General features: G+C 65.0%; 22 protein-coding genes and 1 pseudogene. 10 read left to right on the top strand and 13 right to left on the bottom strand.

The annotated features are described in order from the left end of the window. Positions 1-49: 49 nt before the first annotated feature. The 4 genes and pseudogenes from LL06_RS17025 to LL06_RS17010 form a co-directional block, all read right to left on the bottom strand. Positions 50-903, bottom strand: a pseudogene (locus LL06_RS17025) (CoA ester lyase). After that, the gene (locus tag LL06_RS17020) at positions 897-1,736 is read right to left on the bottom strand and encodes a MaoC family dehydratase N-terminal domain-containing protein (RefSeq protein WP_035529557.1); all 840 of its coding nucleotides are present in this window, start codon (positions 1,734-1,736) and stop codon (positions 897-899) included. Before LL06_RS17020 ends, LL06_RS17025 begins: the two are co-directional and overlap by 7 nt. Further along, entirely contained in the window at positions 1,733-2,842 is a 1,110-nt protein-coding gene (locus LL06_RS17015) for a CaiB/BaiF CoA-transferase family protein (RefSeq protein ID WP_035529555.1), read from the bottom strand. Before LL06_RS17015 ends, LL06_RS17020 begins: the two co-directional genes overlap by 4 nt. Then, a complete protein-coding gene (locus tag LL06_RS17010) occupies positions 2,842-4,005 on the bottom strand; it encodes an acyl-CoA dehydrogenase family protein (protein ID WP_035529553.1) in 1,164 nt (387 codons plus the stop codon). The genes LL06_RS17015 and LL06_RS17010 overlap by 1 nt, the downstream gene beginning before the upstream one ends. 112 nt (positions 4,006-4,117) lie before the next feature. On the opposite strand from LL06_RS17010, the gene LL06_RS17005 reads away from it, so the two are divergent. After that, positions 4,118-5,065 (top strand): LysR family transcriptional regulator, encoded by a 948-nt coding sequence (locus LL06_RS17005; protein ID WP_035529551.1) that lies wholly within the window; start codon positions 4,118-4,120, stop codon positions 5,063-5,065. A gap of 17 nt (positions 5,066-5,082) precedes the next feature. Here the strand turns inward: LL06_RS17005 and LL06_RS17000 are convergent, their stop codons facing one another. The 3 genes from LL06_RS17000 to LL06_RS16990 all read right to left on the bottom strand — a co-directional run bounded on the left by LL06_RS17000 (position 5,083) and on the right by LL06_RS16990 (position 7,909). Continuing rightward, positions 5,083-6,396, bottom strand: coding sequence for an MmgE/PrpD family protein (locus LL06_RS17000; RefSeq protein WP_081964034.1), 1,314 nt, complete (start codon positions 6,394-6,396; stop codon positions 5,083-5,085). Between the two features lie 180 nt (positions 6,397-6,576). Next, the gene (locus tag LL06_RS16995; RefSeq protein ID WP_035529549.1) at positions 6,577-6,876 is read right to left on the bottom strand and encodes a putative quinol monooxygenase; all 300 of its coding nucleotides are present in this window, start codon (positions 6,874-6,876) and stop codon (positions 6,577-6,579) included. A gap of 16 nt (positions 6,877-6,892) precedes the next feature. Beyond that, positions 6,893-7,909 carry an NADP-dependent oxidoreductase gene (locus tag LL06_RS16990; RefSeq protein ID WP_035529547.1) on the bottom strand — a complete coding sequence of 339 codons (1,017 nt, stop codon included), beginning with the start codon at positions 7,907-7,909 and terminating at the stop codon, positions 6,893-6,895. A gap of 107 nt (positions 7,910-8,016) precedes the next feature. Between LL06_RS16990 and LL06_RS16985 the strand changes: the two genes are divergently transcribed. Next, positions 8,017-8,595, top strand: a complete 579-nt coding sequence (locus tag LL06_RS16985) for a TetR/AcrR family transcriptional regulator (protein WP_035529545.1) — start codon at positions 8,017-8,019, stop codon at positions 8,593-8,595. A 37-nt stretch (positions 8,596-8,632) separates the two neighbouring features. Here the strand turns inward: LL06_RS16985 and LL06_RS16980 are convergent, their stop codons facing one another. Next, positions 8,633-9,250 carry a TetR/AcrR family transcriptional regulator gene (locus tag LL06_RS16980; protein ID WP_052161670.1) on the bottom strand — a complete coding sequence of 206 codons (618 nt, stop codon included), beginning with the start codon at positions 9,248-9,250 and terminating at the stop codon, positions 8,633-8,635. Positions 9,251-9,376: 126 nt separating this feature from the next. On the opposite strand from LL06_RS16980, the gene LL06_RS16975 reads away from it, so the two are divergent. The 3 genes from LL06_RS16975 (at position 9,377) to LL06_RS16965 (ending at position 12,066) form a co-directional block, all read left to right on the top strand. After that, positions 9,377-10,123, top strand: a complete 747-nt coding sequence (locus LL06_RS16975) for an SDR family NAD(P)-dependent oxidoreductase (protein ID WP_035529541.1) — start codon at positions 9,377-9,379, stop codon at positions 10,121-10,123. 62 nt (positions 10,124-10,185) lie between these two features. Next, a complete protein-coding gene (locus LL06_RS16970) occupies positions 10,186-11,064 on the top strand; it encodes an SDR family oxidoreductase (protein WP_035529539.1) in 879 nt (292 codons plus the stop codon). Between the two features lie 48 nt (positions 11,065-11,112). After that, complete coding sequence (locus LL06_RS16965) at positions 11,113-12,066, top strand: alpha/beta fold hydrolase (protein WP_035529591.1); 954 nt, start codon at positions 11,113-11,115, stop codon at positions 12,064-12,066. 171 nt (positions 12,067-12,237) lie between these two features. Here the strand turns inward: LL06_RS16965 and LL06_RS16960 are convergent, their stop codons facing one another. Then, positions 12,238-12,867: a TetR/AcrR family transcriptional regulator gene (locus tag LL06_RS16960; protein WP_052161669.1), complete on the bottom strand. Its 630-nt coding sequence runs from the start codon at positions 12,865-12,867 to the stop codon at positions 12,238-12,240. Between the two features lie 65 nt (positions 12,868-12,932). Here LL06_RS16960 and LL06_RS16955 point away from each other — a divergent pair, with 65 nt between their 5' ends. Further along, positions 12,933-13,793 (top strand): SDR family NAD(P)-dependent oxidoreductase, encoded by an 861-nt coding sequence (locus LL06_RS16955; protein ID WP_081964033.1) that lies wholly within the window; start codon positions 12,933-12,935, stop codon positions 13,791-13,793. After that, complete coding sequence (locus LL06_RS16950) at positions 13,790-14,830, top strand: aldehyde reductase (RefSeq protein ID WP_052161667.1); 1,041 nt, start codon at positions 13,790-13,792, stop codon at positions 14,828-14,830. The genes LL06_RS16955 and LL06_RS16950 overlap by 4 nt, the downstream gene beginning before the upstream one ends. Before the next feature lie 83 nt (positions 14,831-14,913). Here the strand turns inward: LL06_RS16950 and LL06_RS16945 are convergent, their stop codons facing one another. Continuing rightward, positions 14,914-15,801, bottom strand: coding sequence for a LysR family transcriptional regulator (locus LL06_RS16945; RefSeq protein WP_201772350.1), 888 nt, complete (start codon positions 15,799-15,801; stop codon positions 14,914-14,916). A gap of 120 nt (positions 15,802-15,921) precedes the next feature. Here LL06_RS16945 and LL06_RS16940 point away from each other — a divergent pair, with 120 nt between their 5' ends. The 3 genes from LL06_RS16940 (at position 15,922) to ybaK (ending at position 17,502) form a co-directional block, all read left to right on the top strand. Beyond that, the gene (locus LL06_RS16940; RefSeq protein ID WP_035529535.1) at positions 15,922-16,539 is read left to right on the top strand and encodes an NAD(P)H-dependent oxidoreductase; all 618 of its coding nucleotides are present in this window, start codon (positions 15,922-15,924) and stop codon (positions 16,537-16,539) included. Positions 16,540-16,669: 130 nt separating this feature from the next. After that, on the top strand, positions 16,670-17,017 hold the full coding sequence (locus LL06_RS16935; RefSeq protein WP_035529533.1) for an ArsC family reductase: 348 nt from the start codon (positions 16,670-16,672) through the stop codon (positions 17,015-17,017). Positions 17,018-17,028: 11 nt separating this feature from the next. Beyond that, a complete protein-coding gene (ybaK, locus tag LL06_RS16930) occupies positions 17,029-17,502 on the top strand; it encodes a Cys-tRNA(Pro) deacylase (RefSeq protein ID WP_035529531.1) in 474 nt (157 codons plus the stop codon). Positions 17,503-17,562: 60 nt separating this feature from the next. Here ybaK and LL06_RS16925 read toward each other — a convergent pair whose 3' ends face one another. The 3 genes from LL06_RS16925 to LL06_RS16915 form a co-directional block, all read right to left on the bottom strand. Beyond that, entirely contained in the window at positions 17,563-19,029 is a 1,467-nt protein-coding gene (locus LL06_RS16925; protein WP_035529530.1) for a UdgX family uracil-DNA binding protein, read from the bottom strand. Continuing rightward, the gene (locus tag LL06_RS16920; protein ID WP_035529528.1) at positions 19,029-20,264 is read right to left on the bottom strand and encodes a putative DNA modification/repair radical SAM protein; all 1,236 of its coding nucleotides are present in this window, start codon (positions 20,262-20,264) and stop codon (positions 19,029-19,031) included. The genes LL06_RS16925 and LL06_RS16920 overlap by 1 nt, the downstream gene beginning before the upstream one ends. 92 nt (positions 20,265-20,356) lie before the next feature. Beyond that, a partial coding sequence (locus LL06_RS16915) for an exodeoxyribonuclease VII large subunit (RefSeq protein WP_035529525.1) occupies positions 20,357-20,776 on the bottom strand: 420 nt, incomplete at its 5' end.

Here is a 20,776-nt window from a genome sequence, read left to right as displayed (position 1 = left end):
ATTTGGAGCTGCGCAAATTGGGAAAGACCGGCCATGAAGCGTATCCAGTTTAGCCGCACGCCGAGGCGCCACTTGAGGATGTGGGGTTGCTCAGCATCGGAACCGGACTCATCAGTTCACATGCGCCATCATCGCCCGCGCCCGCGCACGGACCGGCTCATCGACCATTTCACCGTCAATAGCCGCTGCGCCATCGCCGGATGAAAGGATGCGGCGCGCCCATGCAATCTCGGTCTGGCTGGGCGCAAAGGCCCGCTTGACCTCCTCGACCTGCCCGGGATGGATGCACAGCTTGCCGGTCATCCCGAGTTCATAGGCATGCCGGGCATCGTCATGACACAGGGCCGGGTCGGCGACATTGACTGTCACGCCGTCGATCGGGGGTGGAAGGCCCGCAAGGCGGGAGGCCAGGACAAGCTCCATGCGCGCCGGCAAAAGCACCTGGCGCAGAGGGGCACAGCCCATGTCGCTGCAGAAATCGACCGACCCGAAGGCAAGGCGGGCAACGCCCGGCGATGCAGCGAGGTGCCGCGCCTGGCTCAACCCGCGCGCCGTCTCGACCAGCGCGATTATCGGTATGCCTGCAATTGCATTGGCCACCGAAGCGACCGCGGCGCTAGTCTCCGCTTTCGGCAGCATGACGGTGTCGGGCCTGAGCTTCGCCACAGCCGCCAGATCCGCCTCGTGAAAGCGGGTTCCAAGGGCATTGATCCGCACGATCACCGGCCGCTTTGTGAAATCGGCCCTGAGTGCTGACCGTGCCGCGTCCTTGTCGTCCACCCCGACGGCGTCTTCCAGGTCAAGAATGACGGCGTCGGCGCCTGCCGCCGCCGCCTTCGCGAACCGTTCGGGCCGGCTTGCCGGCACAAAAAGGGCCGCGCGGATGGTCGCGAGGTCTACCATGCCGCTTTCGCTTCCATGGCAATGGGGCCATCGGCCGTGGACGTCCACAATCGCATGCTGTCCCCCTCTTCCTCGGCATTGAGGGTGAAGGGCTGATCGTCGAACAGGGGCGACAGGCTCCTGAAATCGAACCGGGCCGGTCGGCGGCCGGCGATCGTCTGTGCGAAATGCACCAGCATCGTCGCCTGCATCGGTCCGTGCACGATCAGGCCGGGGTAGCCCTCGATCTCGCGCGCATAGGGCGCGTCGTAATGAATGCGGTGCCCATTGAATGTGAGCGCCGAATACCGGAACAGGAGCGTGGGCGAGGGCGTGACGGTTTTGCGGTGGGCGCCGTGCGGCGCGGCCTCCGGCGTCTTTCTGGCGTCAGGGCCTGCGTCCTCGCCGCGATAGACGATGTCCTGGCGTTCTTGGACCAGCAATTGCCCCGCGCTTTCGATGGCGTGATCGACCGTCACGAAACACAGGATCCCGGACCGCCCTTCCTTGACTGCGACATCTGAAATGACGGACCGCCTCGTGACCGTCTGGCCGATCACGATATCGCTGTGAAATGTGAAGCTGCCGCCGGCCCACATGCGGCGCGGAAGCTGCACAGGCGGCAAGAAGCCGCCGCGCGCCGGATGGCCGTCCGCGCCCAGCTCCGCAGTTGGTGCGGCGGGCGGCGCGAGACAGAAATGAATGAGGCTCGGCGCGGCATCACCGTCGCGGGCCCCGCCTGGCTGATCGAGGGTTGCCTTGAACCGCTCGACCAACGGAGCGGTCACCCTCTCCGACCTGGTCTCCTGCTTGCCGATCCACTGGCGCAGATGATCGATGTCGAGTTTGCTCATTTTGGTGCCTGAGGCTCATTCGGGGTCAAGGCCGGCACGGCGCCGTAGCGGCGTTGCTGGCCGGCAAAAATCGGCGCGGGGGCGGGATAGCTTACCGGGCCATTGGGCGTGTCCACTGTGATGCGGCGCAGATGGGCATGGCGGGAGAGCTTTTCCATGTCGCTCACGGTCGCCAGCGCGACATCGGCCTCGAGCAGCCTGGCAACGGCCTCGTCGAGACTCATCCCGGCGAAGCCCTGCTCCATGAGCGCATCCGTCTCGGTCCGGTTTGCGACCCTCGCCACATTGGTCGCAAACCTCCCGTCGGTCCCGTATTCCGGGGCATCGAGAAAGATGTCGCACAGCTTTACCCACTCCCGGTCGCTTTGTACCGAGATCAGGATTTGCTGATCGTCCTTCGTGGTGAACACGCCATAGGGCGCGATCGAGGGGTGGGCCATGCCGACGCGCTGAGGGCTTTTTCCGCCTTCGTGGTTGAGCAAAGGCACGGTGAGCCAGTCGGCCATCACATCAAACATGGACACCGATATCTGCGCGCCCGTGCCGGTCATTCCACGCTGAATCAGCGCCTCGAGAATGGCGGCGTAGGCGGTTGCGCCGGTGGCGATGTCGACAATGGATATGCCCACCCGCGCCGGCTCGGACGGGCCGCCGGTGATCGAGCACAATCCCGATTCCGCCTGGATCAAAAGGTCGTAGGCCTTGCGGTCGGACATCGGGCCGTCTTCGCCATATCCGCTTATCGAGCATGTGATCAGCCGGGGAAAATCCCTGGCCAGGCGTTCGGGTCCGAATCCCAGCCGGTCGAGGGCGCCACGCTTGAGATTCTGCACCAGGATGTCGGCATTGCCCAGCAGCTCGTTCAGCCGCGCCGTGTCCCTGGCCTGGCGCAGATCGAGGGTCACCGATTCCTTGCCGCGGTTGAGCCAGACGAAATAGCTGGACTGGCCTTTGGCAACATCGTCATAACCGCGTGCGAAATCTCCTTCGGGCCGCTCGATCTTGATCACCCGCGCGCCGGCATCGGCAAGCCGCGATGTGGTGAACGGTGCGGCCACCGCCTGCTCGATGGCGACGACATTCAGTCCTTCAAGCGGAAGCCTCATCAGAAGGACCTCGGCATTTCGAGAACGTGTTCGGAAATGTAGCTCAGGATGAGGTTGGTCGAAATCGGCGCCACCTGATAGAGCCGCGTTTCACGGAACTTGCGCTCCACGTCATATTCATTGGCGAAGCCGAAGCCGCCATGGAACTGAATGCAGGCGTTCGCGGCTTCCCAACTGGCCTTTGCGGCGAGATATTTCGCCATGTTGGCCTCCGCGCCGCAGGGCTGGCCGGCATCATACAATGCACATGCCTTGTAGCGCATCAGATTGGCGGCCTCGATCTCGATATAGGCTTCGGCAATGGGGAACTGCACGCCCTGGTTCTGGCCAATGGGCCGGCCAAACACGGTGCGTTCCGAGACATATTTGGTGACCCTTTCGGTAAACCAGTAGCCGTCCCCGATACATTCAGCGGCAATCAGTGTGCGTTCGGCGTTGAGCCCGGTCAGGATATATTTGAACCCCTTGCCTTCCTCGCCGATCAGGTTTTCCCGAGGAATTTCGAGATTGTCGAAAAACAGTTCGTTGGTCTCGTGATTGACCATGTTGGGGATGGGTTGAACGGTCATGCCGCCCTGCATCGCCTGCTTGATGTCCACCAGAAAGATCGAAAGCCCTTCCGCCTTCTTTGTCACCTCGCTAAGCGGCGTGGTGCGGGCCAGAAGGATCATCAGATCGGAATGCTGGACCCGCGAGATCCAGACCTTCTGGCCGTTGATCACGTATCTCTCGCCTTTTCTGACGGCGGTGGTCTTGATCTTTGTGGTGTCGGTGCCGGTGGTGGGTTCGGTCACGCCCATGGATTGGAGCCGCAATTCGCCGGAGGCGATCTTGGGCAGGTACTTCCGCCTCTGTTCCTCGGAGCCGTGGCGCACCAGCGTGGTCATGTTGTACATCTGGCCGTGGCAGGCGCCCGAGTTGCCGCCGGCACGATTGATCTCTTCCATGATCACGGAAGCTTGCGTGAGTCCCAGGCCGGAGCCGCCATACTCTTCCGGGATCAGGGCAGCCATCCAGCCCGCTTGAGTGAGAGCCTCCACAAAGGCCTCGGGATAGGCGCGCTCCGCGTCGATCCTGCGGTGATATTCGTCAGGAAATTCAGCGCACAACGCCCGAACCGCGTCGCGGATGTCCTGATACTCGTCGCTCTGAGATGGTTTCACACTGCCTCCGCGGGGGTAAGTTCAATCCAATCTTTGGTGTGAGTATGGACTCGCGGCCGGACATACAGCAAATATATAATTGTTCTGTCGGCAATAACAAAAAAGTCTGCCCATGTTCGATATCCGGCAACTCCGGTATTTTCTGGCCATCATCGAAGAGGGCTCGTTTTCCGCTGCTGCGCAGCGGGTGAGCGTCGCGCAACCCGCCTTGTCGCTGCATGTCCGGAATATGGAACAGTCGATGTCGGTGAAACTGCTTGTCCGCGGGCCCAAGGGAGTGGTCCCGACCGAGGAGGGAGAATTGCTTGCCCGGCGGGCGCGGGCGATTCTTGCGGATATCGAGCAGACCGAAGACGAGGTGCGCAATTTCGGCAAGGAACCGGGCGGCACGGTGCGCTTAGGGTTTCCCGGGACAATTGGCGAAATCCTCTCGGTCCCTTTGATCATGCGGTGCCGCGACCGGTTTCCGGGCGTCAAGATCATCATCGCGGAGGCAATGAGCGGCTTTGTGCTGGACTGGCTCCTGGCGCGAGATATCGACCTTGCGGTGATCTATCTCGACTTTCAGGATTCCAGCGTGCGCTCCGAGGCTTTGCTCGAGGAAGAGCTGGTGCTGCTCGCGCCCGCTGACGCCGAAATGGATGACGGCGGGATCGCTCTGGAGAATTTGAGCGGCAAGTCGCTGATACTGCCCAGCAAGGCGCATGGGCTCAGGATCATGCTCGACGACATCTTCGGCGCCAGGGGAATGTCGGTCGAGCCGACGATCGAGCTCGATAGCTATCGCAACATCAAGAGGCTTGTGGAGGCGGGATACGGATATTCCATATTGCCGCTTCACGCCGTCGTGGAGGAGCAGCGGGCCGGGCGGCTTTCGGTGCGGCGGTTCAGCAATATTGCCCTCAAGCGCAATGCCTACATCGTCCAGTCTGTGTCGCGCCCCACCACGCGGGCGACCGAGGCCATTGCCGGCGAGCTCAAGTCTGTTGTTGGCCGGTTGATAGAAGACGGGCTTTGGCCCGGGGCGCACTATCCTGCAGTCCGCGCCGCGGCGCGATGAAGGCGCAAGCGCAGGCTCTAGGTGAAATCGCGCAGGAGGATCGCGACATCCCGCGCGCTGAGGCTGCCATGCGCGTCGAGGATGCGGTCGAACGGACCGGTCCGGTCACCGTACAGGCTGGATGCCTTCCTCCGCAGTTTCCGTTCGATCTCGTCGGGGGCGATGGGATCTTCGAGGTCGAAACGCGTCGAGATCCGTTCGCCGCTGGTGAGGACCAGCTCGCACTCCGATTGCATGTAGCCGACAGCGTCATCGGGGATGACCTCCACGCGCTCCGCAAACGCAGCGAGGTGGCGATCGTCGGCCAACGCGTCCGTATAGAGCGTGATTGAGCCGGTGGGGTCGTTGTTGAGCAGCATCCCGGCCAGCCAGCGATAGCTGAACTTCACTTCAAGGCCGGTAGCCGGCTTTTGAATGTTGCACACATTCATCCAGCGCGGACTTGTCCGGACGCGGCAGGATCTCACCTCGTCGAGGGAGATTCGCCGCCCGTCCATCGCAAGCGAGAGTGCTTCGAGCATGGCATGGGTGCCGTGACAGCAGGCATGGAACTTGTAGCGGATATCCTCGAACAGATACCGGTCTTCTTGAAGCGGCGCCGGCTGCGGGTCGTTGGAATGCGTCGGAATGAAGCCCTGATCGCCCATCAGGCCGTCTTCCGGGGCGGAAAAGCCGAGCAGCGCCAGCTTGGCCGTCTCGATGCCGTTTGAGGCGGCAATGCCGGCATTGTAAGGCTTCCCCATCGTCCCGAACTGGCACTTGAGCCCGGAGGCGCGCGTTGCGCAAAGGCCGATCGCCGTGCGGATCTGATCGCTGTTCAGGCCGTAGAGGCGCGAAGCCGCAAGGCAGGCGCCAAAGGCGCCGGCAGTGGCCGTCTGGTGGAAACCGCGGTTGTAATGCTCGGCGCCAAGCGTCAGTCCCACCCGTATGGCAGCCTCGGCGCCGAGCAGAAATGCATCGACGGCCTGGGAAAGATCCGCATCGGTCTCTTCGGCCGCGGCAAAAGCTGCTGGGTAGATGGCGACCGAAAGATGTCCGATATGGGCAAAATGCGTGTCGTCGAAATCGAGAGCGTGGCTGGTCGTGCCATTGACCAGCGCCGCGAGGCTGGGACTGGTTTTTCCGTCGCCGATCATCGAGGCGACCGGAGCGGCTGCCTCGGAGCGGACGTAGCTGCGGATGAGTTGCGCCACAGGCTCGGGCCTCCCCGCGACGGCGCACAGGAGCCAGTCGTAAAGCGAAAGGAGAGCGAACCGGCGCGCGCTCTGCGGGATGTCGTCCGCTCTGCGATTGGCGAGATCGACGACGGTATTGAGCAAATCCAGGGCCACGCTTCCTCCAAGAAACTACGCTGTAGAGCCGGACCGCTCCTCGACTCCCTGGGGAGAGGTCAGTCTGTTCGCCGGCTACAGGCGCACGAGCCGGGTATTAAGCTTGCGCGCGGCGTGAGCTCGGTGTCGGCCCTGCCAGCTTCGCGGGACGATGTGCGGCCCTGGCCCGAAGCCGGCAGTTCAATCGGGGCCGCGCCTGTCCTGATGCACCTCATAGGTCTGAAGGTCGGCCTTCATCCGGTCGCCCCAGTCTGTCAGGAACGCCCGAGTCTCCGCCCTTTCGAGATGGGCCGTCAGCGCTTGCTGGTCCCGCCAGCGCTGGGCGACCAGGAAGCGCCCTGCCGGCCTGTCATCCAGAGCGAAGCCGTAGAACAGGCATCCCTCTTCGGCCCTGGTGCTGCGGCTGATCGCCCGGACGTCGCGGTGGAATGCGTCGACGTCCGGCGGATCGATGTGGATGTACCCGATGAGTATGAGCATGTCGAGTTCCTCCCGGTCACTGGCCGACGGTCAGCACGATCTTTCCCTGGATATGGCCCCTGGCGGCCCGTTCATGCGCCTGGCGCGCTTCGGCAAGCGGATAGGTGCTGTCGATGACCGCGCGGATCGTTCCGTCCTCGAGCAGGCCGGCAAGCTCCGCCAGTTGTGCTCCGCTGGAACGGACCTGCGTGGCGGAGACGGTGATGCCCCGCCGTTCGGCCTCCTCGGCATCGGAAAAGCCGAGCGGGTAGACCGGAAACAGGGCTCCTCCCCGCTTGAGCGTCTTCAGAAAACGGCCCGTTGTCGGACCGCCCACCGCATCGAGGACAAGATCGAGGTCCCGGGCCACGTTCTCGGCAGGCGTCTTCGTGTAGTCGATGAAGTCGTCGGCGCCGAGGTCGCGCACCATGGCCTCATGCTGGCCAGAGGCCACGGCGATCACCCGCGCCCCCTTCAGCTTCGCCACCTGAACCGCGAAATGGCCGACGCCGCCCGCGGCGCCGTTGACCAGCACGGTTCTGCCCTCGAGCGGGACCGGCCGATGCGGGCGGGGCTGCAGCGGGTTCGGTTCGCCGTGGCCGAGTTCCACCAGGAACTGCCAGGCGGTGAGCAGCGACATGGGGGCTGCGGCAGCATGGATGTGATCGATTCCGGCGGGCTTCATGGCAAGCTCCGCCGCCGGCACGCTGACATAGTCCGCATAGGCCTTGCTCTCGCCGACGCTGAAAAAGCGCACCATGGAATAGACCTCGTCGCCGACGGAAAAGCCCTCGACACCCTCGGCCACCGCCTCGACGACGCCTGAAATATCGGTTCCGAGAATGAGGGGGAAATCCACCTGCGGCCGCCATTCCGGCGGCAGCGCCCGATAGCCGTCGCGCAGGTACCAGTCGGGAGGATTGAGGCCGATGGCATGGACGCGGACCAGGACCTCGCCCGGCTTCGGCACGGGTTTCGGCGCATCTTCATAGCGCAGGACGTCCGGGCCGCCGAATTCGTGGATCCGCACGGCTTTCATTGTTTCAGTCGACATGGCTTTGTCCTTTCACGGCAGGCGTGCTATAGCTGGAGCACTGCCCCGCATTAAGTGGAGCGATGCCCCGTTTAAACGGCGCGCCGCTCCATTTGTCAAGGGATATCATGAGATCAGACGCCCGGAAGAACTACGACCACATCCTCGCCGTCGCCCGCGACCTTCTCTCCGAGGACGGCGCCGATGCGTCGCTGCGGGACATTGCCCGCAAGGCAGGCGTTGGCGATGGAACGTTGCATCGTCATTTCCCGACGCGGGAAGCCTTGCTGGAGGCCCTGCTCCGCACGCGCTTCGACGCGTTGACCGCGAGGGCCGGCGAACTGGCGCGGTGCGAAAAAGCCGACGAGGCGCTGTTGAGCTGGCTGCGCGAGGCGATCGTGGTGACGCACAGCTACAAGGGAGTCATCGCGCCGATGGTGGCCGCGATCACGGACGAAACCTCCGCCCTGCATTCCTCCTGCGTGGATCTGCGCCAGGCGGGCGCCGGGCTTTTAGAACGGGCGCAGGCCAAGGGGCTGGCGCGGCCTGACATGGACGGCAACGATCTCTTCGCGCTGATCAGCGCCCTGGCCTGGCTCGCCGACCAGCCGCCGCTGGTGCCGCGGGCGGACCATCTCTTCGCGATCATAGCGGACGCCGTTCTTCCGGGGCGGACTGGCGGGACTCCGGGAAACGAAGCCGCCTGACCTCCAGCCGCGCGCCTGCTGTCACGATGGAGAGACTCTAGCCGGGCGTGTGAGCAGCACCCCCAGCCGCACCCTGCGGACCGGCCGCGCGGTAACGCAGCCCGTCGACCAGCAGCGCGACCAGCCGCCGAGCGGCGGACGGATTGCCGTCGCTGGACGGCATGCACAGGCTCGCGACCGCCCGCAGGAGATCATAGGGATTGGCGTCGGGCCGTATCTCTCCGGCGGTGACGGCGGCATCGAGCAATCGTTGCAGCGCCGGCTCGAACCGGCTGTCGAAATAGGCCGGCAGCGCTTCGAACGCCGGGTCTCCCGAATGCAGGGCGGCGGCCAGTCCGCGCTTGGCGACGATGAAGTCGACATAGCGCTGCATCCAGCGGTCGAGCGCTTCCCCCGGAGGAAAGGCTTCCGCAAGGCTGGCCGCGGCGTCGGCGCAGGCGTCGACCTCGCTGCGAAACACCGCTGCAATCAGGTCGGAGCGCTGCGGGAAGTTGCGGTAGATGGTGCCGACGCCAACCCCTGCCTTTTCGGCGATCTCGCGCATCGGCGCCTCGACACCGGACGTGGCGAACACGTCCCGGGCGGTCCGCACCAGGGTCTCGATGTTGCGCTGCGCATCCGCGCGCACGGTCCGTTGCGATGATCTGCCTGGCATGGACGTCAAACTTTCCCCATTTCACACTTGTTAAGCGGAACATTGTTCCGTATATAGGCGGAAGACTGTTCCGCTTAATACGCCGTCGGGCGCCGAAAAGCCAGCTTTGAAAGAAGGAAATCCATCATGTCGGACGAACGCATTGCCCTCGTCACCGGAGCGACCCAGGGCATCGGCCTCCAGATCGCAAGGGACCTGGTTGCACAGGGAGTGACCGTGATGGTCGGAGCCCGCGACCTCGCAAAGGGCGAGAAGGCGGCGCAGGACGTCGGAGCGGGAGCCCATGCCATCCAGCTCGACGTCACCGACGAAGCCTCGATCGCCCGGGCGGCGGCTCTCATCCGCTCGAGGTTCGGCCGCCTCGACATCCTGATGAACAATGCCGGGATCTCGCGCGCGAGGCCGAGCGAGGATTTCGCCGAGGCTGTCCGGACAAACCTGCTCACCGACGCGCCTCTTGCCGACATCCGGACGGTGTTCGAAACCAATGTGTTCGGCGTCATCGCCGTGACGCAGGCCATGCTTCCGCTTCTGCGCGAGTCGCCCGCGGGCCGCATCGTCATCACCGGGAGCTCGGGTGCCTCGCTGACCCTCAACTCCGATCCGGCCAATCCGCACCGGCGGATGTTCGGCAATTACTCCGTCTCGAAGACGGCGGCGCACGCGGTGATGCTGGCCTTCGCGCTGGCACTCGAAGGCACCACCATCAAGGTCAACGCCGCCTGTCCCGGCTTCACCTCGACCGCGCTCAACAACTTCAACGGCACGCGCAGCGTGGAGGAGGGTGCGCGCGAACCGGTGCGCCTGGCCCTGATCGGCGACGATGGACCGACGGGAACCTTCTCGGATGAGAACGGACCGGTGGCCTGGTAGCCGCGCCGGCGAAGTCTGCTCTCCTGCACTAACCTGATCCCACCCAATTCGAGGACTATCGAATGCGAATTTTCCTGACCGGCGCGACCGGATTCATCGGTTCGGCGATCGTGGCCAACCTGCTCAACGAGAAACACCAGGTGCTCGGTCTTGCCCGGTCGGAAGCGTCGGCCGATGCCTTGCGGCAGGCTGGTTGCGAATTCCTTGAGGGCGATCTGCGCGATCCGGAAAGCCTGCGCCGGGGCGCGGAACAGGCAGATGCCGTCATCCACACCGCCTTCGATCACGATTTCTCGCGCATGGCGGAAAACTGCGAGATGGACCGCATCGCAATCGAGGCGCTGGGCAGCGCGCTTGCCGGATCTGACAAACGCTTCATCGTCACCTCGGGCCTGCCGCCGCTGATGGGGCGGGTGTCGACCGAGACCGACATCCTGCCTGCGGGCGCCCATGGCATGCCGCGCGTGTCGGAGCAGGCGGCCATGGCCTTGACCGACAGCGGCGTGCGCGTGTCGGTGCTCCGGATGCCGCAGGTCCACGATCAGAACCGGCAGGGCTTTGCGTCCTACCTGATGGACCATGCGCGCAAGCAGGGCGTCTCGGCCTATGTGGGCGACGGACAGAACCGATGGCCGGCGGTGCATCGGCTCGACGCCGCCCGGCTTTACGGCCTCGTCCTCGACAAGTGCGCGAGTGGCGAGCGCTATCATGCGGTGGGCGAGGAAGGCGTGGCGGTCCGCGCCGTCGCCGAAGCGATCGGCAGGCGGCTGGATGTGCCGGTGACGTCGCTTTCGGAAGCGGACTCGGCAGGCCATTTCGGCTGGCTTGACCGCATCGCCAGGATGGACGTTCCCGCCTCCAGCGCCCTGACACGGCAGCGCCTGCAGTGGCAACCCCTGCAGAAGGCCGGCCTCATCGACGACATTCTGGGCTCGGCCTGAACAAAGCCCGCCCCGGACACATCATCCGCGCAAATGGAGACCAAGACCATGCCTGAACCAACCGTGAAGCCTGACCGACCGCCTGTGCCGATGGCGACACCCATCCTTTCCTTCAGTCCGGTGACGTTCGAGGTCCCGGGACGCCAGGCGCCGCTTGAAATGCGGGTGGTCGTCCCGGCGACGGGCGAAAGGCTGCCGGTGATCCTGCTGTCGCACGGCCACGGCTCATCGAACTTCATCGCCTCGATGCGGGGCTACGGACCCCTGGTCGATTATTATGCCGCCCATGGCTTCGTGGTGATCATCCCGACCCACCAGAACTCGAAGACCCTCGGTCTCGACACGACCGGGCCCGAAGGGCCGCTGTTCTGGACATCGCGCCCCCGGGACATGAGCTTCATCATCGATCATCTCGATGAGATCGAATCCACCGTTCCCGGCCTAGCGGGTCGCATCGACAGGAGCCGCATCGCTGCGGTGGGCCATTCCCTGGGCGGGCACACGGTCGCCATGCTGGCCGGCATGCGCGTGAAGGATCCCGCAAGCGGCGATGACGTCGACCTCTCCGAGCCGCGGATTAAGGCGGCCGTCCTGTTCTCGCCGCCGGGCAGTGGAAACGGGGCGTCGGCAAGGATTGCGGACCTCTATCCGGCCCTGGTCAACAGCGACTTCAGCGGCATGGCGACGCCTTGCCTGGTCGTGACCGGCGACAAGGACATCAACCCAATGTTTTCCGAGCGTGCGGACTGGCGGGCCGATGCGTACCATCTCGCTCCCGGCCCCAAATCGCTGCTGTCCCTGACAGATGCCGGGCATATCTTCGGCGGCATATCGGGCTATGATGCGGCGGAAACATCGGACGAAAGTCCCGACCGGGTTGCCGCCGTCCAGCGCATCACCTGGGCCTATCTCAGGTCCGCCCTTTATGCCGATGATCCGGCCTGGAGCACGATCAGGAGCGAGATCGAAAATGGCTCTCAGGGGCGGATCGAGGGCAAATAGACGGATGGTGCAGGAGACGGCTTTCGCGGGCCGGCGGCGACGGTCGCGCCGCCGGAAGGATGCGTGCCATGGACCTGCCGTCCCGGCCCGATGTCGCCGCCTTCACGGTCTGATGGCCTCGGGGGAGTGAGGGGAAGACACCAGACCTGCAGGCCGGTGATCCCGTCGGGCCTACTCGGCGCCGACCAGGGCGTTGGCGAAATTGATGGCGAGATCCACTTCGTTTTCTTTCGGCACTTTCTGGTGAAGGGGCCCGGCGGCATCCCCCAGCAGCGCCAGCCCGTGCAGCGTGCTCCAGATCCCCACGGCGCAGTCGAAAGCCTTCTCCTCGGGCAGATGCCGCTGCTCCTTGAGAGTGCTGAGCAGTGTCTGGAAACATCCGCCGCACCATTCTTCCACATGGATTGCATTTTCCGGCGCGGCGCTTTCAGGCCGGAACATCGTCCGATAATGCGCCGGGTTCGTCCTGGCGAAGTGAAGATAAGCGGTGACAAGCGCGGCCAACGGATCCTGCGTTCCTTTCCCGAGCGCATGTCTCAGCTCGAGCAGCAGTATCCGGAAACCCTCTCCCGCGATAACGGCGAGCAATTCGCCGCGGTCACGGAAGTGGGAATAGAGCGCGCTGTGGCCGACGCCGACCATGCGCGCGAGATCGCGAAGCGACAGTTCGGACGGCTCCTTGTCGCCCAGCACGTCGAGCGCGGCGGCGACGATCGCCTCACGCAGGTTTCCGTGGTGATAGGGCCGATCAGTCATCGACTTCGGCAATCGGCTGGCATGCGGAGAGAGCTTTTCGATCATGGCTTGACAATAAACCAACCAGTGGTCAGATTGCAACAATCTGACCACTGGACGGATTGACTAAAATGGCTGGAAAAGTCTTGATCACGGGAGCGCGCTCGGGCATCGGCCTGGCAACCCTCAGGCGGTTCGCCACGGCGGGCTGGACTGTGACGGCGGCGGTCCGCTCGAAAGAGCGGGCCACGGAACTCGAGAAGCACCTCGCTGCCGAGGGGCTCACGGCCCGGTATGCGGTGTTTGACCTCCAGGATCGCGCGGCGACCGATGAGGCTCTGGCGAAGGTCATCTCCTCCGGCGTTCCCGACGTCATCGTCAACAATGCGGCCGTGGGAACATTCGGCCCCATCGAGCTGTCCGACGACGCCAGCATCGACCTGACCTTCGAGACCAATCTCGTCGCGCCGCTCCGCATCATGCGGTCGCTCGTTCCCTACTTTCGGGAACGGGGCAACGGCGTGATCGTGAACGTGTCCTCGGGGCTCGGCTTCGCGTCCGATGTCGGTCAGGGTCTCTATTCCGCCAGCAAGCACGCGCTCGAAGCGGTCAGCGAGGCGTTGTTCTACGAACTCCGCCCCTTCAACGTGCGCGTTGCCGTCGTCGAACCCGGCCTCACGGCCACCGATATTCGCGACAAGTCTCCGGTGACGCCGGGCTACGGGCCGGATTCGCCCTATTGGGCCGTCATTTCCGAACGGGCCGAGTTCCTCGGCAGCACCCTATACCGAGATGGCTGGATCGGGGACGCGGCGACGGTCGCCGACACGATCTATGACGCAGCCACCGATCCGCGAACCCCGCTGTTCGTTCCGGTCGGGCGCGACACCAGGCTTAGCGCGAGCCTCAGGGGACGCGACGCGCTCGGAACCTACGAGCAGCGCAGCATCGCGGCGCTGCGGGACCTCGCCGCGCCAGGCGCGGCCAAATGAGCGCGGGAGAAAATGCCCCGGACGCCGCCCGGGAGATCGTGCTCGTCACGGGCGGCTCCGGCTATGTCGCGAGCTTCTGCATCGTCGCGTTGCTGAACGCCGGATGGCGGGTCAGGACCACCCTCAGGGATAGTGCCAAGGCGCCCCGGATCTCGTCCGAACTGGCGAGCGTCGCGAATGTCGACCGGCTCGAATTTGCGCAGGCCGATCTCAACGCCGACGAGGAGTGGGACCAGGCCATGGCCGGATGCTCCTACGTCTTGCACATCGCCTCTCCGCTTCCGGCGACCAGTCCGAAGAAGGATGACGAGCTTGTTCGCCCGGCCCGCGAAGGAACGCTTCGGATCCTGCGCGCCGCCGCCCGCCAGGGGGCGCGGCGCGTCGTCATGACATCGTCGTTGGCGGCCATCAGTTACGGCAGCGGCAGCCGGCAGGAGCCGTTCACGGAGGAGGATTGGTCTGTCCCCGATCCGACCGACACCTCCGCCTATGAACGCTCCAAGATCGCCGCCGAACGCGCGGCATGGGCATGGCATGCAGAGCATCCGGACGGGGTAGAACTGGTCACCATTTGCCCCGGCGCGATCCTTGGCCCGGCAATCGGCAGGCACCGGTCAGCTTCGGCTCAGATTGTCGCGAAGCTGATCGATGGATCCTTGCCCGGCTTGCCGCGCATCAGTTTTCCTGTTGTCGACGTGCGCGACGTCGCCGATCTTCATGTCCGTGCGCTGACGGCAGAGGCCGCGGCGGGACAGCGCTATATCGCCTCGGGCCCGGTGCTCTGGATGGCCGACATCGCCGAAACCATCCGGCAAGAATGCCCATCCTCGGCACAACGCGTTCCTCGGCGAAGGCTGCCCGACTGGCTGGTGCGGCTGTCCGCCCTGTTCGACCCGGTCACCCGATCCCGCCTGTTCGAACTCGGCAAGTATCGTCCTGTCTCGAACGCCAAAGCGCTCCGGGACCTTGGCTGGGCGCCGAGGCCGGCGGCGACGACCATCCGCGACACGGTGGCAAGCGTCGAAGGATCCCGATAGGGCAGAGGCAGCGATCCTTCCGGGCGCCGGACGGTTCGCACCTGTCCGGCACTTCCCCAGGACCCATCCCGGGACGGGGCGGCTCAGTTCGCCAATCGCGCCGCCAGGTCGCCCAGAAGCCAGCGGCCCGCCGGGCCCGGCACCCGGTCGGCGAGATGCGCCGCGTAAATCGTCAGCGGATCTGCTGTCCCCCTGGTATCGTCATCGAGCGCGAGCCTGACCAGGCTCCCGGCCTCCAGGTGCTCCCTGACGAGATGCCCGGGCATGCGGCACCAGCCGAAACCCGCCAGCAGGAAATCCAGTCGCCGTCCAAGATCGACGAACCGCCACGGAGCCGAGCCGGTCAGCCCGTAGTTCGGTCCGTCCCGGCCCGCCGGGTCGGCGAGGACCAGTTGCACATGGCTCTCCAGATCGACGCGGGTCGCCGGACGGCCGAGCCTCGCCAGCGGATGGGTTGCGGCAGCCACGGGCAAGAGGCTGATCCGGATCAGCGGCGTCGCCATCACATCCTCCGGCACGTCGGGCAGCAGCAGGCAAAGCGCCAGCGACACGTCGCCCGCGCGCAACCGGCGGAGCGCGCCTCCAAGCCCTTCGGTCGAGAAGCTGACCTGCAATTGCGGATGGGTCTCGTGCAGCGCGCGAAGGCTGCCGATCAGGGGCGCGGTGGGGACCAGCGGGTCGATGGCCAGCGCCAGCTCCGCCTCCATGCCTTGACGCGATCCCGCGGCCACGGCCTCGAAACGGGCGGCGCTCGCGAGCACCATTCGCGCCTGCTGCACGAGCACCCGGCCCGTCTCCGTGAGCACCGGCCGGTGACCGCTGCGGTCGAACAGCGTCACCCCCTGGGACGCCTCCAGTGTCGCCACCGTCTGGCTGATGGCGGACTGGACCCGGCGCAAAGCGCGGCCGGCCGCGGAAAAACTGCCGGTGTCGGCGATCGCCACCAGCACGCGCAGTTGGTCAAGGCTCAACGATGAAATCACGGGACTATCACCTGAAGTGATGGAGATTATCGGATTTATATCACTCCCGCAGGAGAGCTGGAAGTCCTAGCCTCGCCTTCATACTCCAGGCAGGAAAAGGAAAGCAGCATGACAAGACTTCTTATTGTCGAAACCAGTCCGCGCGGCGACGCCTCGGTGTCGCGCAACATGACGCGACGCTACCTTGCCGAATGGCAGGCGCTCAACCCGCACCACAGGATCGTCACCCGCGATCTTGCCGAACAGGCCCTGCCCCATGTGACGAGGCCCTGGCTTGAAGCCTATTTCACGTCACCCGACGCGCAGACGCCGGAGATGAAGGCGCAACTGGCGCTCTCCGATAGGCTCGTCCGGGAACTCCTGCAGTGCGACGAACTCGTCATCGCCACTCCGGTCTACAATTTCAACATCCCCGCCGCGCTCAAGGCGTGGATCGATCACATCGTGCGCAAGGGCCTGACCCTCGGCCATGACGGCCGCGGCCTGGTCACCGGAAAGAAGGCGACACTGCTGATCGCCTCGGGCGGCGAATATGGCGAGGGCTCGCCGATCCGGGACCGCGACATCGCCACCCAGTATCTCGGGATGATCCTGAAGGTACTCGGCTTTGCGGACGTCACCGTGATCGCCGGCGGCGGCGCCAAGAAGGTCGACCTCGGTGAAACCAGCATGGAGAGCTTCGTGGGCAGGCTCGACATGCAGCTCGGGCACAAGGTGCTTGCCTGAGCGGCGGGACGGCAAGCCGCGTCCGGGACCGGGTCGGGAGAGGCTTCCAAGCGATTCCGATCGGAGATAGGCTGCTATGCCGAACCATCGGCACCGACGCAGTGCGTCGGACAGGAGTGAAAGGCCGGACATGACCGTCACCATCTATGGCATCAAGAACTGCGACACGATGAAGAAGGCGCGGGCCTGGCTTGCGGAGCATGGCGTCGACGCGGCCTTCCACGACTACAAGGTGTCGGGCATCGACCGGGCGCATCTTCAGCGCTGGTGCGACGAGGCCGGCTGGGAGACCGTTCTCAACCGCGCCGGCACCACCTTCCGCAAGCTTGATGACGCTCAGAAGCAGGACCTCGACGCCGGCAAGGCCATCGCGCTGATGCTGGCGCAGCCCTCGATGATCAAGCGCCCGGTGCTCGAGGCGGACGGCCGGCTGCTCATCGGCTTCAAGCCGGACATCTATGAGCGGTTCTTCGCCTGAGGGGAGCCGAGATGGCGAAGACAACCCGCGCCACCCAGTTCCTTGCAAACTTGGGCATCGCCTTCTCCGTTCATGCCTACGAATACGATCCGGACGCCGACAGCATTGGTTTGCAGGCCGCCGAAGCTCTGGGCGAACCGCCGTCGCTTGTGCTCAAGACATTGATGGCGGAACTCGACGGGAGACCGGTCTGCGTCGTGCTGCCCTCCGACCGCGAAGTCAGCATGAAGAAGCTGGCCGTAGCGCTCGGCGGAAAATCGGCCGCGATGATGAAGCCGGCCGAAGCCGAACGCGTGACCGGCTATCATGTCGGCGGAATCAGCCCCTTCGGCCAGAAGAAGGCCGTCCCTACCGCCATTGAACGGGCGGCGCTTTCGGAACCCTACGTGTTCATCAATGCCGGCCAGCGCGGCCTTCAATTGCGGCTGGATCCCAACGATGCCGCGCGCGCTATGAAGGCCATTATTGCCGCGCTTGGCGCGTGAGTGGGAAGTCGCTGACTGTTCCCGAGTAGGCGCAACCGGTGAAGGGTACCGGCTCGAGGCTCAGGTCGAAGCAGCCCGGATCGCACCGGCCTCAGCTCTCAGCCGCCGGACCATGTCCGCAGCAAGACGAAGATCCTCTTCAAACAGACGGGTCTGCCTCTCCCGCTCCACCGGATCGGGCAGGCGCAGCAGATAGGACGGATGAACCGCCACCAGCACCGGCGTGCCGTCGGCAAGCTGTTCTACCGTGCCGCGCCGGGCGAGGATGCCGGCGCCCGATCCGGTGAGCGCTTCCGCGGCGGTGGCGCCGAGGGCGAGGGTCAGTTTCGGCTGCACCAGCCTGCGCTCGGCATCCAGCCATCCGCGGCAATGCTCGATCTCGCCCGAATTGGGCCTCTGGTGCAGCCGTCTTTTGCCGCGCGGCGTGAACTTGAAATGCTTGACCGCATTTGTGACGAACGCCTCCGACCTTTCAAGTCCCGCTAACTGGGCGATCCTGTCGAACAATTGCCCGGCCGGACCGACGAAGGGGAGCCCGGCCAGATCCTCCTGGTCGCCGGGCTGTTCGCCGACGATCATCAGATCCGCGTCCAGCCGACCGGCGCCGGGCACCGCCTGGGTCGCCGTTCTGTGCAGCGGGCAGCGGGTGCAGGCGCGAATGGCCGACGGAAGCGCCTCTGTCGGTCCGCTCCAGGCCGACTCATGCGCGGCGAGTTGCAGCCGCGCCTTTTCTGCGCGCATCGGCGGCAGGGTCGGCGCCGCCTCGGCCATCGCCCGGGCGCGGGCCGGGGCGGTGGCGATGAGATCGGCAATGGTCGCGGCCTCGGGCAGGTTCTTCCAGTATTTCTTCGGCATCTCCGAGGTCATGGCCTGCACTTTCAGCCGGGCCGGGTTGAAGATGCTGCGGAAATAGGTGAGCCACAGCGCCTCGCTGCTGTCATCGGGCAGCGCCGGCTTGGGATGACCGGGGGCAAGGCGCAGCGCGCCCTGTTCGAAGATCGCGGTCAGGTCCGGTGTTGCAATGCGCCAGTCCATGTCTGCGAAGCGACGCACGAAGAAATCCGCCGTGGGTTCGAGCGTGTGATGGGTCGGCTCGAACCAGGCCGCGAAGCTGCGCCGCGGATCGTCGCGGTTGCCGATTTCGCGGAAACGGACGAAGGCCTTCATCTTGTGCTGACAGCGGCGGACGGATTTTTCCATGGCGCGCAGATGCGCCAGATCCCTGTCGCCGCGGTCGGACATCAGCTGCGGCGCATCCTTCAATCGCCAGAGAAATGCATAAAGCCGCGCGAAGCGATCCTCATCGCGATGCCAGCAGACAGCTTCGGCAAGTTCGACGAAACTGCGCGGCACGGTCATCCTGACGGGCGCGGCGCAGGAAACGGGCTGGTCCTCGAACAGGCCGCGTTCGCTGCTTTCGCTGCCCCAGGCGATGTCGGCGGGCGAAAGACCTTGCATCAGACAGGCGCGGGCCGCCTCGCGCCAGGCCGCCGCCGTGCCTGTATCCGGAATAACGATGTGCCGCATCACAGCAGCGACAATTGCACCGGCGGCGGCAGGAACCGGCTCCTGAGCCGCGCCGTGTCGATCAGCCCGCCGGAGGACCAGCCCTGGGCGGTCACGAACGGCCCCGCCTTCTTCATCATCCCGCCCATGCGCACAACGTCTTCGTAGCGGATGGTCCGGTAGGGGCGGGTGCTCAAAATCCGGTCGACCGTCTTCACCCCGAAGCCCGGCACCCGCAGCAGAAGCTCGCGGTCGGCCCGGTTGATGTCGACCGGGAACACCGCCCGGTTCGCCAGCGCCCAGGCCAGTTTCGGATCGAGTTCGAGATCGAGATTTCCGTCCCTGGCGGTGCTGACGATCTCCTTGAGATCGAAGCCGTAGAACCTCAAGAGCCAGTCCGCCTGGTAGAGCCTGTGTTCGCGCACCAGCGGCGGCGAGACCAGCGGCAGCCGCGAGGAGCTGTCGGGAATCGGCGAGAAGGCAGAATAATAGACCCTTTTTAACTGGTAGCTCGAATAGAGCCGGGTGGATTCGCCCAGGATCGCGGCGTCGTTGGAGCCGTCGGCGCCGACGATCATCTGGGTCGACTGTCCCGCCGGCGCGAAACGGGGCGCCTTGCGGCCGGTGTGGGTCACGTCCCGGGCGGCTTCCTTGCGCAGCCGCACGTCCGCCATCGCCCGGCGGATCTGCCCCGGGTTCTTTTCCGAGGCAAAGGCCTGCATGCTGGCATCGGTCGGCAGCTCGACATTGATCGACAGCCTGTCGGCCAGCCGTCCCGCCTCGGCGATCAGCTCGGGTGCTGCGTCGGGGATGGTCTTGAGGTGGATGTAGCCGCGAAAATTCTCCTTCTCGCGCAGATCGCGCGCGATCCGCACCATGTCGGCCATGGTGGCATCCGGCGACCGGATGACGCCTGAGGACAGGAACAGTCCCTCGATATAGTTCCGCCGGTAGAAATCGATCGTCAGGCGAACAACCTCGTCGACCGAGAACCGGGCCCGGGCCACGTTCGACGAGACGCGGTTGATGCAGTAGGCGCAGTCATAGATGCAGAAATTGGTCATCAGGATCTTGAGCAGGCTGATGCAGCGCCCGTCGGGCGCGTAGGCATGGCAGATGCCGGTCCCCTCGTTCGACCCCAGCCCCTTGCCGTCGCGGCTGTCGCGTCGCGTCGATCCCGAAGAGGCGCAGGAGGCGTCGTACTTGGCGGCGTCGCTGAGAATCGCCAGTTTTGATTCGAGTGTCTTTCCGCTCATTTGTTCCTTATATGTTCCAAACGTTGCCGGGGCTACAACTCAAGTTAAGCCTGGGCCGGAAAGAATGAACGAGGATTGATGCCGCCGCTGCCCTAGAACAGGCTGCCCTGGCCGGGTTCGCCGCGCTTGGCCCGGGATGGCTTCTTCTGCGCGGCGACAGGTTGGCCCGTGCTTTGCGCCAGCGCCGCGATCTCGCCGTCAGCGAATTCGATGGCGAGCAGGCTGCCGGCGTCGACCTGGGCCACGCGCGACAGCACCGTCCGGTCCGCGTCGCGGATCACCGCGAAGCCGCGGCCGAGCACAGAGTGATAGGACAGCGACTGCAGCATCCGCGCCTGGGCGTCGAGCCCGCGGCGGCGCTGGCCCAGCATCTGGGTTAGGGCGATGTCGGCGCGGCGGTCGAGGCCAGTCAGCCGGTCGCGGCCGCGGGTTTGCGTCTCGGCGATGCGGCGCGGGACCGCCTGCAGCGACAGCGCGTGGCGGTCGAGACGCGAGCGCCAGGCCTCGAGCCG

This window comes from Hoeflea sp. BAL378 (genome assembly GCF_000759435.1).
Lineage (GTDB): Bacteria > Pseudomonadota > Alphaproteobacteria > Rhizobiales > Rhizobiaceae > Hoeflea.
Note: the sequence above shows the minus strand (reverse complement) of the source record. Positions and strands in the feature narration are given on the sequence as shown.

What these genes read in the sequence shown, in the direction of transcription:
- LL06_RS16995 (WP_035529549.1), bottom strand. Translation starts at nt 6,876, where the DNA reads ATGCTCATACTCATCGGGTACATCCACATCGATCCGCCGGACGTCGAC.
- LL06_RS16925 (WP_035529530.1), bottom strand. Translation starts at nt 19,029, where the DNA reads ATGCGGCACATCGTTATTCCGGATACAGGCACGGCGGCGGCCTGGCGC.
- LL06_RS17015 (WP_035529555.1), bottom strand. Translation starts at nt 2,842, where the DNA reads ATGAGGCTTCCGCTTGAAGGACTGAATGTCGTCGCCATCGAGCAGGCG.
- LL06_RS16935 (WP_035529533.1), top strand. Translation starts at nt 16,670, where the DNA reads ATGACCGTCACCATCTATGGCATCAAGAACTGCGACACGATGAAGAAG.
- LL06_RS16920 (WP_035529528.1), bottom strand. Translation starts at nt 20,264, where the DNA reads ATGAGCGGAAAGACACTCGAATCAAAACTGGCGATTCTCAGCGACGCC.
- LL06_RS16940 (WP_035529535.1), top strand. Translation starts at nt 15,922, where the DNA reads ATGACAAGACTTCTTATTGTCGAAACCAGTCCGCGCGGCGACGCCTCG.
- LL06_RS16965 (WP_035529591.1), top strand. Translation starts at nt 11,113, where the DNA reads ATGCCTGAACCAACCGTGAAGCCTGACCGACCGCCTGTGCCGATGGCG.
- LL06_RS16990 (WP_035529547.1), bottom strand. Translation starts at nt 7,909, where the DNA reads ATGTCGACTGAAACAATGAAAGCCGTGCGGATCCACGAATTCGGCGGC.
- LL06_RS16960 (WP_052161669.1), bottom strand. Translation starts at nt 12,867, where the DNA reads ATGATCGAAAAGCTCTCTCCGCATGCCAGCCGATTGCCGAAGTCGATG.
- LL06_RS16975 (WP_035529541.1), top strand. Translation starts at nt 9,377, where the DNA reads ATGTCGGACGAACGCATTGCCCTCGTCACCGGAGCGACCCAGGGCATC.
- LL06_RS16980 (WP_052161670.1), bottom strand. Translation starts at nt 9,250, where the DNA reads ATGCCAGGCAGATCATCGCAACGGACCGTGCGCGCGGATGCGCAGCGC.
- LL06_RS16985 (WP_035529545.1), top strand. Translation starts at nt 8,017, where the DNA reads ATGAGATCAGACGCCCGGAAGAACTACGACCACATCCTCGCCGTCGCC.
- LL06_RS17005 (WP_035529551.1), top strand. Translation starts at nt 4,118, where the DNA reads ATGTTCGATATCCGGCAACTCCGGTATTTTCTGGCCATCATCGAAGAG.
- LL06_RS16970 (WP_035529539.1), top strand. Translation starts at nt 10,186, where the DNA reads ATGCGAATTTTCCTGACCGGCGCGACCGGATTCATCGGTTCGGCGATC.
- LL06_RS17020 (WP_035529557.1), bottom strand. Translation starts at nt 1,736, where the DNA reads ATGAGCAAACTCGACATCGATCATCTGCGCCAGTGGATCGGCAAGCAG.
- LL06_RS16955 (WP_081964033.1), top strand. Translation starts at nt 12,933, where the DNA reads ATGGCTGGAAAAGTCTTGATCACGGGAGCGCGCTCGGGCATCGGCCTG.
- LL06_RS16950 (WP_052161667.1), top strand. Translation starts at nt 13,790, where the DNA reads ATGAGCGCGGGAGAAAATGCCCCGGACGCCGCCCGGGAGATCGTGCTC.
- ybaK (WP_035529531.1), top strand. Translation starts at nt 17,029, where the DNA reads ATGGCGAAGACAACCCGCGCCACCCAGTTCCTTGCAAACTTGGGCATC.